At 48.5% G+C, this 13,277-nt stretch carries 8 protein-coding genes, 10 tRNA genes and 3 rRNA genes; all 21 read right to left on the bottom strand.

What is annotated here, in order from left to right:
* Positions 1-74: 74 nt before the first annotated feature.
* Positions 75-569: an acyltransferase gene (locus tag MLD56_RS00835; RefSeq protein ID WP_029519016.1), complete on the bottom strand. Its 495-nt coding sequence runs from the start codon at positions 567-569 to the stop codon at positions 75-77.
* A complete protein-coding gene (gene ppaX / locus MLD56_RS00830; protein WP_029519017.1) occupies positions 566-1,219 on the bottom strand; it encodes a pyrophosphatase PpaX in 654 nt (217 codons plus the stop codon). The genes MLD56_RS00835 and ppaX overlap by 4 nt, the downstream gene beginning before the upstream one ends.
* A complete protein-coding gene (gene lgt, locus MLD56_RS00825; RefSeq protein WP_029519019.1) occupies positions 1,216-2,271 on the bottom strand; it encodes a prolipoprotein diacylglyceryl transferase in 1,056 nt (351 codons plus the stop codon). The genes ppaX and lgt overlap by 4 nt, the downstream gene beginning before the upstream one ends.
* A 43-nt stretch (positions 2,272-2,314) precedes the next feature.
* Positions 2,315-3,253 (bottom strand): HPr(Ser) kinase/phosphatase, encoded by a 939-nt coding sequence (gene hprK, locus MLD56_RS00820; RefSeq protein ID WP_029519020.1) that lies wholly within the window; start codon positions 3,251-3,253, stop codon positions 2,315-2,317.
* A 337-nt stretch (positions 3,254-3,590) separates the two neighbouring features.
* A complete protein-coding gene (locus MLD56_RS00815; protein ID WP_029519022.1) occupies positions 3,591-4,715 on the bottom strand; it encodes an ABC transporter ATP-binding protein in 1,125 nt (374 codons plus the stop codon).
* A gap of 103 nt (positions 4,716-4,818) precedes the next feature.
* A complete protein-coding gene (locus tag MLD56_RS00810) occupies positions 4,819-5,961 on the bottom strand; it encodes a PucR family transcriptional regulator (protein ID WP_029519023.1) in 1,143 nt (380 codons plus the stop codon).
* Between the two features lie 160 nt (positions 5,962-6,121).
* Positions 6,122-6,194: transfer RNA gene (locus MLD56_RS00805), tRNA-Lys, on the bottom strand.
* Positions 6,195-6,201: 7 nt separating this feature from the next.
* Positions 6,202-6,287: transfer RNA gene (locus MLD56_RS00800), tRNA-Tyr, on the bottom strand.
* A 9-nt stretch (positions 6,288-6,296) separates the two neighbouring features.
* Positions 6,297-6,369: transfer RNA gene (locus MLD56_RS00795), tRNA-Phe, on the bottom strand.
* A 78-nt stretch (positions 6,370-6,447) separates the two neighbouring features.
* Positions 6,448-6,524 (bottom strand) — tRNA-Asp (locus tag MLD56_RS00790).
* A gap of 23 nt (positions 6,525-6,547) precedes the next feature.
* Positions 6,548-6,623, bottom strand: a tRNA-Thr gene (locus MLD56_RS00785).
* 4 nt (positions 6,624-6,627) lie between these two features.
* Positions 6,628-6,703, bottom strand: a tRNA-Val gene (locus tag MLD56_RS00780).
* 10 nt (positions 6,704-6,713) lie between these two features.
* A tRNA-Met gene (locus MLD56_RS00775) sits at positions 6,714-6,790 on the bottom strand.
* Positions 6,791-6,821: 31 nt separating this feature from the next.
* Positions 6,822-6,913: transfer RNA gene (locus tag MLD56_RS00770), tRNA-Ser, on the bottom strand.
* 129 nt (positions 6,914-7,042) lie between these two features.
* Positions 7,043-9,990 (bottom strand): 23S ribosomal RNA (locus MLD56_RS00765).
* Positions 9,991-10,238: 248 nt separating this feature from the next.
* Positions 10,239-10,314, bottom strand: a tRNA-Ala gene (locus tag MLD56_RS00760).
* Positions 10,315-10,335: 21 nt separating this feature from the next.
* A tRNA-Ile gene (locus MLD56_RS00755) sits at positions 10,336-10,412 on the bottom strand.
* A gap of 38 nt (positions 10,413-10,450) precedes the next feature.
* Positions 10,451-10,567, bottom strand: a 5S ribosomal RNA gene (gene rrf / locus MLD56_RS00750).
* Between the two features lie 160 nt (positions 10,568-10,727).
* A 16S ribosomal RNA gene (locus MLD56_RS00745) occupies positions 10,728-12,283 on the bottom strand.
* The 16S, 23S and 5S rRNA genes sit together here with 10 tRNA genes alongside, the layout of an rRNA operon.
* Positions 12,284-12,644: 361 nt before the next feature.
* Complete coding sequence (locus MLD56_RS00740; RefSeq protein ID WP_029514883.1) at positions 12,645-12,920, bottom strand: pro-sigmaK processing inhibitor BofA family protein; 276 nt, start codon at positions 12,918-12,920, stop codon at positions 12,645-12,647.
* The gene (locus MLD56_RS00735; protein WP_029514885.1) at positions 12,917-13,228 is read right to left on the bottom strand and encodes a DUF2508 family protein; all 312 of its coding nucleotides are present in this window, start codon (positions 13,226-13,228) and stop codon (positions 12,917-12,919) included. The genes MLD56_RS00740 and MLD56_RS00735 overlap by 4 nt, the downstream gene beginning before the upstream one ends.
* Between the last annotated feature and the right edge of the window lie 49 nt (positions 13,229-13,277).

The following is a 13,277-nucleotide window of genomic DNA, read 5'->3' as shown; positions in this document are numbered from 1 at the left end:
CACTTATTATACAGAAAAACAACAATAAGGAAGACCCCTTAATATATAAGGGGTCTTCCTTATTGTGCTATTTCCTACTCATCCACACCAGAGCGTCTTAAATCACGCAACGGATTGCCACCTACAAATGCACCTGCGGGCACGTCTTTATGCACGACCGCTCCGGCTGCTACGATAGCTCCGTCACCGATGGTGACACCCGGCAAAATGGTTGTGTTGGCGCCGATAAGCACATGATCACCAATCACCACTTTACCGATACGATACTCTTGTATGAGGTATTCGTGAGCCAGTATCGTTGTGTTATATCCAATGACCGAATTGTTCCCTATCGTAATATGCTCCGGAAAAAAAACATCCACCATCACCATCAGGCCGAAGGCCGCATGTTGCCCCACCTTCATCCCCAGCACTCTGCGGTAAATGACGTTTTTCAGAGAAAGCACAGGACAATACCGGGCAATCTGTATAAAAATAAAGTTCTTAATGCCTTTCCAGCGGCTCACCGTCCGATAAATCTGCCACAACGCATTGGGACCTTCTACAGGATAGCGGTTCACCCTTCTCACGATACATTGACACCTTGAAGCTCCAGCTTCAGCAAATCCCGCATATCATGCAACATGTAGTCAGGCCCATATCCGCGCAGAGTTTCCTCGCCCTTGAGCGACCAAGCTACACCAGCCGATTTCACACCTGCTGCCTGAGCTGACAAAATATCAAAAGAACTGTCTCCGACCATCAATGTATGCTTTGCTTCAGCATTCAAACCTGTCAAGGCCTTGAGCACTGGTTCAGCGTGTGGCTTTGGATGTTCCACATCGTCTACCGTTACAATATAGTCCATTGAGGAAGTCAGATTGAACAGATTAAGTACACGTATCGTGGATGGTCGTATTTTGGTTGTCACAACCCCCAGCTTAATCCCTCTCGCACGCAACTCCTGAATGACCTCAATGACATATGGAAATGGCTTCACCATTTGGTCATGATGAATCTGATTATAAGCACGGTAGTCCTTAACCAGCCTAGATACATCCGTTAATCCCGAAAAAGTACGGAGTTGATCGTCCAGCGTTCCACCCATATGAGGAATAATATGCTCCCGCGTCAGCGGATCAGCATCCGGATGATTCAAAATGTGTAGAAATGTGCTGATGATCAGCTCATTCGTATCCATGATGGTGCCGTCTAAATCAAACAAAATCGTATTTATCATAGATGCTCCTTCTTGTCCTCGTCCGTGTCTTCCTTAGGTAGCTTATCCGCCGTAGCTGTTGGAGGAACCGCGTCCTGTCCTGGACGGGATACCTGCTCTGGCATCACGTCAGGTACCTGATCAATCCCCGCTTTGCTGGAGATAATCGGATCGCTATATCGAGCAACAGATGTACCCTTCCGGCGACGAACCAAAATGAAAATCACGGCAGCTACAACAATAAAGATAGGCAGCAATTGCGAGATCCGTACATTACCGTAACTCGGGTCCAGATGCCCTGGTTCAAACCCTAGCCATACCATAGGAGACCACAAAGCATTCACAAAGGAAGCCAGCCAATCCGGTCCCTGAAAAGCCAAACTGTCCGTCCGTACACGCTCGATGAAGAAACGGCCAATTGAGTACCAAATGAAGTAAAATGCAAACATTTCGCCTGCACGCACAAATTTCATACGACGAATGACGAGCAGCAAAATCACACCTACAATACTCCACAGTGATTCATATAAAAATGTAGGGTGATGGAACACCCCGTTAACGTTCATCTGATTCACAATGAAATCCGGCAGATGCAGCTGATTCCGCAAAAATATCTCTTCCGTCGGTCCACCGTAGGCTTCCTGATTGACAAAATTACCCCAGCGTCCAATCGCTTGACCGATCAGTAGGCCTGGTGCACAAATATCAGCGATACGCCAGAAGTTATACCCTTTATACCGGAAATAAATGACCGCACATATAATGGCCCCGATCAAGGCACCGTATATCGCAATACCGCCATTCCAAATTTTAAAAACATCCCATAGATTATCTCGGTAGTCTTCCCATTTGAAGGCTACATAATAAATACGCGCTCCAATAATAGCTGAGGGAACACCCAGAAGCAGCATATCCATAAAAAAGTCCTGCGAAATACCGAATCTTTTTCCTTCACGGATGGCAAGATATAAACCCACAAGCGCCGCCAGCCCCAAAATAAGCCCATACCAGTGGACCTTGATTGCCCCGATTGAAAAAGCGATCGGATTCAGCAGTAATGTTGCCGTTGACATATGTTTCTCTCACTCCTCGTTCTTCCTTACAAACGAACAAACCTTAATCCATCTCTTCCATATCTTCGGAAATTGTAGCAGTCAGCTTGTTTGTAAATTGCAGGGCTGCATTAACACCCATTTGTTTCAAACGATAGTTCATCGCCGCCACCTCGATAATAACAGCCAAGTTTCGGCCCGGACGAACTGGAATCGTAACCAGTGGAACATCTGTATCAATAATGCGTGTCGTTTCCTCATCGAGACCAAGACGGTCATACTGCTTGTCCTGCTGCCATGCCTCCAGACGAACAACCAATGTAATCCGTTTGTTATTACGAACTGCACCGGCCCCAAACAGCGTCATCACATTAATAATGCCCACGCCACGAATTTCCAACAGGTGACGGATCAGCTCAGGTGCTGTACCATGCAGCTGAAAATCGGACGTTTGCCGAATTTCTACCGCGTCATCTGCTACCAAGCGATGTCCACGTTTAACCAGTTCCAGTGCCGTTTCACTTTTACCAATTCCACTACTTCCTGTGATAAGCATTCCCACGCCATACACGTCACACAGTACACCATGAATAGTTGCTGTAGGAGCCAGCTTTCTTTCGAGAAAGCCTGTGATGCGGCTTGATAAAATCGTCGTCGCCATATTAGTGCGCAGTACAGGAATATCTCGCTCTGCGCTCGCCTCCACTAACTCAGCCGGTACCTCTAGACCACGTGTGACGATAATGCATGGAGTCAGCTCTGTACACAGACGCTCCATCCGATCCCGGCGTTCCTCAGGAGGAAGCATTCCCAGAAAAGCCAACTCAGACCTTCCCAGAAGCTGTACCCGCTCTTGTGTATGATATTCAAAATACCCGGCCATCTCCAGACCTGGGCGATTTAAATCGTCCACTGTGATCAGTCTTCGCAGACCTTTTTCACCGGAAATAACTTCCATTTGAAACTGCTGTACAAGCTCGGATACCTTTACCTGTTTAGCCATTTTATTCTCCCCTTCATCTGCAAAACCAGATTCTATACGTCACTTGATTTATGTAGCTTTACCCTATTAACCATACACCCCAACGCCAGTCTATCCTGCGCCAATGCACACTCCACTTGATTTAACATATGGTTCCAGGCTAGCTCCATTCCGCCAGCTGGGTTGATCCCATCTAGGACTCCTGCCAACGAACCTACATCTAGACCTGTCCATTGTACCCATCGTATCGGAATTTTCCAATGAATGCAATGCCGAAGCTAGTAGCCGTATGCGATATATAAAAAGAGTCGCAGTTCTCCGCTCGGGGAAAACTGCGACTCTCTTCCAGAGGCAAATTTTATTCGCCAACCAGAACACTCAATTCCGATTCCTTATCAAAAATATGAACCTTGTTCATATCAACAGCCAACTTCGCTTTGACACCATCACGAGTATTGGAGCGTCCGTCTACACGGGCAATAATCGTATCATTTCCAGCACCGCTCAGGTACAACAGCATTTCATGACCGAGGTTTTCCGTTACATCCACAGTGGATGTAAAGATCGTATTCGGAGAAGCCTCCAAGAATACAGGCTCTTCATGAATATCCTCAGGACGGATACCCAAGATCACTTCTTTCCCGATATAGCCCTTCGCTTTTAAAATCTGTCCTTTACCTTCTGGTACAAACAGATCCAGACCCGGCGCAGCAAAATGCAATGCACCTTCTTTTTCAACCAGCTTACCTGTGATAAAGTTCATCGTAGGAGAGCCGATAAAACCAGCTACGAACAGATTCACTGGACGGTTGTACAGTTCATCTGGGGATGCAGCTTGTTGGATAATACCATCCTTCATAACTACAATCCGGTCACCCATCGTCATGGCTTCGACCTGGTCATGGGTTACGTAGATAACAGTCGTTTCCAGACGCTTAGCCAGCTTCGTGATTTCCGCACGCATCTGACCACGCAGCTTGGCATCCAAGTTGGACAGTGGCTCATCCATCAAGAACACTTGCGGGTCACGCACAATCGCACGTCCCAAGGCAACACGCTGGCGTTGACCACCTGATAACGCTTTCGGCTTGCGGTCCAGCAGATGCTCAATATCAAGGATTTTAGCCGCTTCACGTACACGTTTGTCAATTTCTTCTTTCTTCACCTTACGGAGTTTCAGACCAAAAGCCATGTTTTGATATACATTCATATGCGGATACAAGGCATAGGATTGGAATACCATCGCGATATCGCGGTCCTTTGGAGCCACGTCGTTCACAACACGATCTCCAATGTACAATTTACCGTCTGAAATTTCCTCTAGACCAGCGATCATACGGAGCGTAGTAGATTTACCACAACCGGAAGGACCAACCAACACGAGAAACTCTTTATCTTGAATGTCCAAATTGACATCAACAACCGTAGCTTTATCTGCACCCGGATATTTTTTGAAAATATGCTCTAAACGTACACCAGCCATAGCTTTTGCCTCCCTAAGATCAAGTTATGAAATCGAATACATTTCTTACTTGTATCTTACCCTAGTCCCCGTAGCATGGCTATTCGCAAACTGCACAAAAATGCTATTTCCTTTTTGTCACTTTGTACAATAGAAGATAGAGCTTGACTAAAACCGCATCATTAAACGTCCGCACGTCCAATCCAGTCTCCTGTTTGATCTTGTCCAAACGGTAAATCAACGTATTTCGATGCACATATAGACGCTTAGCTGTCTCACTCACATTACAATCCAGTTGAAAAAAGATGTCTAATGTGGCCATCGTTTCTGAGTCTTCTAGTATGACAGATGACTTCATTACCTGCTCTAAAAATAATACGCGTTGTTCCTTGGAAATGCGGTTTAACAGCCTTTCCAAATGAAGCTCCCATGAAAAGTGGATGTGCTCTGTTACATGAAAAATCTTGCCCAAATGTATGGTCTCCCATAACAAATTCAGCTCTTGGGGAAGACTTTGCAAAGGGATTGAAGGCTTAGAAACCGCCAAATGGAATACACCCACCCACTCATTCGCAATAAGCTCATATAGACCCAAGCTAAAAGCCGTGAGAACCTCCTCCAACGATTCCGTAAAATCTGCATCCCTGGACTCAGTGTCTTTATCCCGTTCATCGTCCGCTCCTAATAAAAGCTCCTTTTTAGCCATAATCAGCCAAGACTGTTTGTCCAATGGAGTAAGCAGCACATCCCCTCCAAAATAGCTCGCGAACAATCGATGGAGCTGGGTATAAGTAATAGCCCCCTCCTGTGTTCCCTCGCCATTCAGTAAAATCGGAACCATACACGCTGATAGCGAATCACGAAGCTGCAATTCATCTGGAACCTCTTCTTCCTTGTTTAGATTGGCAGCCTGCTGTATAAGCCATTGTCCATAACGATTCATGCGCTCTTCCTCGCTATAAACCGGGTTATCCGACAATTGTGGACCGTTCTGCCAGACCTGCTCCATGTTCCCCAATAGCGCTTCTACCAGTTTCCGTTCTCGATCCGTCAAATATCTGGCCTCTACCACAAATGCAGCCAGTTCACCTGCCGACGCACGAAATGGAAAATATAACTTGTTGTCACGGACAAACGATCTATCCGGAATAACTGAATCGGCTGTCCCTCCCTCTGCCATCATTTCCGGGCACCAAGGCACTATGGTAAAAGGCGCTTGAATAATATTCTGAAGCTGTTGCTGAATCCATTCTGTATCCAGAGTCACGCGATCACCACTTCACTTTTTTTTAGAATATAGAATAAGCACTAAGCGAACATAATGAACTCATTATAACCTGTCGATACCGTAAAATAAAAAAGCTATATAAAAACATAACTTAAAACAATACAAAAAAAGCCATCAACCTATAGTTGATGACTTCTGATGAGCCATGAAGGACTCGAACCTTCGACACCCTGATTAAAAGTCAGGTGCTCTACCAACTGAGCTAATGGCTCGTAAAACTGGTGGAGGATGATGGATTCGAACCACCGAACCCGTAAGGGAGCAGATTTACAGTCTGATGCGTTTGGCCACTTCGCTAATCCTCCATATAAAGGTGGCTCGGGACGGAATCGAACCGCCGACACGAGGATTTTCAGTCCTCTGCTCTACCGACTGAGCTACCGAGCCATATCCATTAACAAAAAAATAAAGTGCGGAGGGATACCCCTTCCCACTTTAGTACGGTAAAACTATTGAATTGAAAAATGGCGGAACTGACGGGATTCGAACCCGCGATCTCCTGCGTGACAGGCAGGCATGTTAGGCCTCTACACCACAGTTCCCTGGATTTTTCAAAATTCAAAAATGGTGCCGGCGAGAGGACTTGAACCCCCAACCTACTGATTACAAGTCAGTTGCTCTACCAGTTGAGCTACACCGGCACAATGGTGGAGGCTGAGGGGATCGAACCCCCGACCCTCTGCTTGTAAGGCAGATGCTCTCCCAGCTGAGCTAAGCCTCCTGGGTATGTATGGTAGCGGCGGAGGGGATCGAACCCCCGACCTCACGGGTATGAACCGTACGCTCTAGCCAGCTGAGCTACACCGCCATAACATAATATTTCGCTAGCTTGTCCTAAATGGCGGAGAGAGAGGGATTCGAACCCTCGCACCACTTTCGCAGTCTAACCCCTTAGCAGAGGGTCCCCTTATAGCCACTTGGGTATCTCTCCATATAAATGGACTCACTTAGCAAAACTCCGCAAGTTATTCTGTATCTCAACAAAGTGATTTGGAATATCAAGCGCAATTTCAAGGTTACACCCTGAAAACTGGATCCGAAACTCATTTGCGTTTTATTTTAGGATAAGCCCTCGACCGATTAGTATTGGTCAGCTCCATGCATTACTGCACTTCCACCCCCAACCTATCTACCTCGTCGTCTTCAAGGGGTCTTACATACTGGGAAATCTCATCTTGAGGGGGGCTTCACGCTTAGATGCTTTCAGCGCTTATCCCTTCCGTACATAGCTACCCAGCGGTGCTCCTGGCGGAACAACTGGTACACCAGCGGTACGTCCATCCCGGTCCTCTCGTACTAAGGACAGCTCCTCTCAAATTTCCTACGCCCACGACAGATAGGGACCGAACTGTCTCACGACGTTCTGAACCCAGCTCGCGTACCGCTTTAATGGGCGAACAGCCCAACCCTTGGGACCTACTTCAGCCCCAGGATGCGATGAGCCGACATCGAGGTGCCAAACCTCCCCGTCGATGTGGACTCTTGGGGGAGATAAGCCTGTTATCCCCAGGGTAGCTTTTATCCGTTGAGCGATGGCCCTTCCATGCGGTACCACCGGATCACTAAGCCCGACTTTCGTCCCTGCTCGACTTGTAGGTCTCGCAGTCAAGCTCCCTTCTGCCTTTGCACTCTTCGAATGATTTCCAACCATTCTGAGGGAACCTTGGGGCGCCTCCGTTACTCTTTAGGAGGCGACCGCCCCAGTCAAACTGCCCACCTGACACTGTCCTCGCACCGGATTACGGTACCAAGTTAGAACCTAGATACGATCAGGGTGGTATCCCAAGGATGCCTCCCTTCAAGCTGGCGCTCAAAGTTCGACGGCTCCCACCTATCCTGTACAGATCGTACCCAAATTCAATATCAAGCTGCAGTAAAGCTCCATGGGGTCTTTCCGTCTTGTCGCGGGTAACCTGCATCTTCACAGGTATTAAAATTTCACCGGATCTCTCGTTGAGACAGCGCCCAAGTCGTTACGCCATTCGTGCGGGTCAGAATTTACCTGACAAGGAATTTCGCTACCTTAGGACCGTTATAGTTACGGCCGCCGTTTACTGGGGCTTCGGTTCATAGCTTCGCTCTTGCGAGCTTACCACTCCCCTTAACCTTCCAGCACCGGGCAGGCGTCAGCCCGTATACTTCGCCTTGCGGCTTCGCACAGACCTGTGTTTTTGCTAAACAGTCGCTTGGGCCTTTTCACTGCGGCCCCCTCGGGCTATTCACCCTACCGAGGCACCCCTTCTCCCGAAGTTACGGGGTCATTTTGCCGAGTTCCTTAACGAGAGTTCTTCCGCGCGCCTTAGAATTCTCTTCTCGCCTACCTGTGTCGGTTTGCGGTACGGGCACCTTCTCCTGGCTAGAGGCTTTTCTTGGCAGTCTGAGATCATGACCTTCGCTACTACAATTTTCGCTCCCCATCACAGCCCAGCCTTAATGATGTGCGGATTTGCCTACACATCAGCCTCACTGCTTAGACGGACATCCATCAGTCCGCGTCACTACCCTACTGCGTCACCCCATTGCTCATAACGGATTACGGTGGTACAGGAATTTCGACCTGTTGTCCTTCGACTACGCCTATCGGCCTCGCCTTAGGTCCCGACTTACCCTGAGCGGACGAACCTTCCTCAGGAACCCTTAGGCTTTCGGCGGATCTGATTCTCACAGATCTTTTCGTTACTCATACCGGCATTCTCACTTGAATGCAGTCCAGCGCTCCTTACGGTACACCTTCAACCCGCATTCAACGCTCCCCTACCCCTGATGCAAGCATCAAGCCATAGCTTCGGTGGTGTGTTTAGCCCCGTTACATTTTCGGCGCAGAGTCACTCGACCAGTGAGCTATTACGCACTCTTTCAATGGTGGCTGCTTCTAAGCCAACATCCTGGTTGTCTGTGCAACTCCACATCCTTTCCCACTTAACACACACTTGGGGACCTTAGCTGATGGTCTGGGCTGTTTCCCTTTCGACAATGGATCTTAGCACTCACTGTCTGACTCCCGGAACTAAATCTATGGCATTCGGAGTTTGACTGAGCTTGGTAACCCTTGCGGGCCCCGCACCCAATCAGTGCTCTACCTCCACGATTCTTCTTTCCGAGGCTAGCCCTAAAGCTATTTCGGGGAGAACCAGCTATCTCCGGGTTCGATTGGAATTTCTCCGCTACCCCCACCTCATCCCCGCATTTTTCAACATGCGTGGGTTCGGGCCTCCAGTGCGTGTTACCGCACCTTCACCCTGGACAGGGGTAGATCACCCGGTTTCGGGTCTACGTCCACGTACTCATTCGCCCTATTCAGACTCGCTTTCGCTGCGGCTTCAGCTCTTCACCTTAACCTTGCACGGGAACGTAACTCGCCGGTTCATTCTACAAAAGGCACGCCATCACCCGTGATTTTTCCAAAGGAAAATATCATAGGGCTCTGACTTCTTGTAAGCACACGGTTTCAGGATCTATTTCACTCCCCTTCCGGGGTGCTTTTCACCTTTCCCTCACGGTACTGCTTCACTATCGGTCGCCAGGGAGTATTTAGCCTTGGCAGATGGTCCTGCCGGATTCATACGGGGTTTCACGTGCCCCGCACTACTCGGGATCCGTCTCGGAGAGAACAAGTTTTGAACTACAGGGCTTTTACCTTCTCTGGCGGGCCTTTCCAGACCTCTTCATCTAACCGGTTCCTTTGTAACTCCATGTGAGACGTCCCACAACCCCAAGGAGCAAGCTCCTTGGTTTGGGCTAATCCGCGTTCGCTCGCCGCTACTGACGGAATCACTATTGTTTTCTCTTCCTCAGGGTACTTAGATGTTTCAGTTCCCCTGGTCTGCCTCTATTCTGCCTATGTATTCAGCAGAAAGTGACTGTCGATGAAGACAGCCGGGTTTCCCCATTCGGACATCCCCGGATCAAAGCTTGCTTACAGCTCCCCGAGGCCTTATCGTTGTTCGCCACGTCCTTCGTCGGCTCCTGGCGCCTAGGCATCCTCCGTGTGCTCTTTGTAGCTTAACCTAGACTTTTCTTTGATAAAAGAAAATGTCGATGTTCGATAAAGAATGATTTTTGCCAAAGGCAAAAGATCTTTCCTTATCTGCTACCTTTATTTCACTTGTTTACACAAGATCAGCTTAAAGGAATATTCTAAAACGCAATTTCGTTTCGGTATCCAGTTTTCAAGGTGCAATACAGTTTCATCGAAACTGTAGCCTGTGTGAACATCGCTCCATCTCATTCGAGCGGATGATATTCATGCAGTTTTTTGGTGGAGCCAAGCGGGATCGAACCGCTGACCTCCTGCTTGCAAGGCAGGCGCTCTCCCAGCTGAGCTATGGCCCCAAAAGGAAATATAAAGTTATATGGTGGGCCCTAGTGGACTCGAACCACCGACCTCACCCTTATCAGGGGTGCGCTCTAACCAGCTGAGCTAAGGGCCCATAATAAACCACCAAAGAAGTTCTTCTTTAGTGGTTGCGCTTGGCGACGTCCTACTCTCCCAGGACCCTGCGGTCCAAGTACCATCGGCGCTGGAGGGCTTAACGGTCGTGTTCGGGATGGGTACGTGTGGAACCCCTCCGCTATCGCCACCAAACGTTCGAGAGTTTGAACTCTCAAAACTGAGCAACGAGTGAGTAATTTAAGGATATTCATTTCATTCACACGAACGTGATGAACCGAATTGAATATCCGGTCGCAGGTACGTTATACCTGCTGATTTGAATGTTTCCGTTGCAGGAAACGATTCTCCATAGAAAGGAGGTGATCCAGCCGCACCTTCCGATACGGCTACCTTGTTACGACTTCACCCCAATCATCTACCCCACCTTCGGCGGCTGGCTCCCTTGCGGGTTACCCCACCGACTTCGGGTGTTGTAAACTCTCGTGGTGTGACGGGCGGTGTGTACAAGACCCGGGAACGTATTCACCGCGGCATGCTGATCCGCGATTACTAGCAATTCCGACTTCATGTAGGCGAGTTGCAGCCTACAATCCGAACTGAGACCAGCTTTTCTAGGATTGGCTCCACCTCGCGGCTTCGCTTCCCGTTGTACCGGCCATTGTAGTACGTGTGTAGCCCAGGTCATAAGGGGCATGATGATTTGACGTCATCCCCACCTTCCTCCGGTTTGTCACCGGCAGTCTGCTTAGAGTGCCCAGCTTGACCTGCTGGCAACTAAGCATAAGGGTTGCGCTCGTTGCGGGACTTAACCCAACATCTCACGACACGAGCTGACGACAACCATGCACCACCTGTCTCCTCTGTCCCGAAGGAAAGCCATATCTCTACAGCGGTCAGAGGGATGTCAAGACCTGGTAAGGTTCTTCGCGTTGCTTCGAATTAAACCACATACTCCACTGCTTGTGCGGGTCCCCGTCAATTCCTTTGAGTTTCAGTCTTGCGACCGTACTCCCCAGGCGGAATGCTTAATGTGTTAACTTCGGCACCAAGGGTATCGAAACCCCTAACACCTAGCATTCATCGTTTACGGCGTGGACTACCAGGGTATCTAATCCTGTTTGCTCCCCACGCTTTCGCGCCTCAGCGTCAGTTACAGCCCAGAGAGTCGCCTTCGCCACTGGTGTTCCTCCACATCTCTACGCATTTCACCGCTACACGTGGAATTCCACTCTCCTCTTCTGCACTCAAGCTCCCCAGTTTCCAGTGCGACCCGAAGTTGAGCCTCGGGATTAAACACCAGACTTAAAGAGCCGCCTGCGCGCGCTTTACGCCCAATAATTCCGGACAACGCTTGCCCCCTACGTATTACCGCGGCTGCTGGCACGTAGTTAGCCGGGGCTTTCTTCTCAGGTACCGTCACTCTTGTAGCAGTTACTCTACAAGACGTTCTTCCCTGGCAACAGAGCTTTACGATCCGAAAACCTTCATCACTCACGCGGCGTTGCTCCGTCAGGCTTTCGCCCATTGCGGAAGATTCCCTACTGCTGCCTCCCGTAGGAGTCTGGGCCGTGTCTCAGTCCCAGTGTGGCCGATCACCCTCTCAGGTCGGCTACGCATCGTCGCCTTGGTAGGCCTTTACCCCACCAACTAGCTAATGCGCCGCAGGCCCATCCACAAGTGACAGATTGCTCCGTCTTTCCTCCCTCTCCCATGCAGGAAAAGGATGTATCGGGTATTAGCTACCGTTTCCGGTAGTTATCCCTGTCTTGTGGGCAGGTTGCCTACGTGTTACTCACCCGTCCGCCGCTAGGTTATTTAGAAGCAAGCTTCTACATAACCCCGCTCGACTTGCATGTATTAGGCACGCCGCCAGCGTTCGTCCTGAGCCAGGATCAAACTCTCCATTAAAGACCAACCGAAGCTGGTTTATAGAAAGAGCGATAAGCTCATTTTGAAACTGACGAGATAAAAATATCTCTTGTTTGATTTTGCGAACAAAATCGTTTTACTCACTCGTTGTTCAGTTTTCAAAGATCAAACCTACATTATGTCTTACTTTGTTTTACCACCGCATCTCAGCGGCGACTTGATTAATATAACACACATTCGAGATTTAAGTCAACACTTTTTTTGAAAATTAATTTTAATTTCATTTAAAAGTTGTTCTCACAAAAAATCCCCGGCCTTTAAGAGCCGAGAACTAATGTATCACATTTTTGAATTCGCCGTCAACTATATATTAAAATTAGAAACAATAACATTTAAGTTTTCATATGGCCTGTCCGAATAATATTATTTTCAATCCCAGTAAAAGAACAATTCCAGGCAAACCTAATATCGTTACCGCCCCCATTGTCACTGGATTAATCGGAATGTACACCTGCGTAATCCACCCTGAATAATTGATAACATACAATGCGATGGCTGCCAGGCCCATATGTGCCCCGAATACTACAAGCCAGCCGATACCCAAACGTTTTTTTATGATTAGAAATAGTAACATCCCGACACAGGCAATTAAAACAAGCCAGACTGCCCCTTTCATTCAGCTCTCCGTTTGTGAACACGATCCGTATCATTGACATATCCAGGTTCATCCGCGGGCAGATGGAAACGATGTAGGCCTTGCTGCTTCGCACTTTTTAAATGTATCTGATATTTACGTTCTGCAGCTTCTAGAACAAATATAGCGTAGTCGATCTCATCTTTACCCGTAGCTTCATGAAATAAACGATGCGCTCTTAACCATTCCGCATGCGAAGCCCGAATCTGGGCAAACAGTTCCTGCCGATACTCCGCTTCTGATTTGCCATTCTCCTGACGACGGAAATTTTGTTTCATCCGTTCCCACATCCGTTCATCCTCCTTACAAGCTGAATTATGTGCACAGTCTGCAAGACTA

Source organism: Paenibacillus peoriae (assembly GCF_022531965.1).
Classification (GTDB): Bacteria; Bacillota; Bacilli; order Paenibacillales; family Paenibacillaceae; genus Paenibacillus; species Paenibacillus polymyxa_D.
Note: the sequence above shows the minus strand (reverse complement) of the source record. Positions and strands in the feature narration are given on the sequence as shown.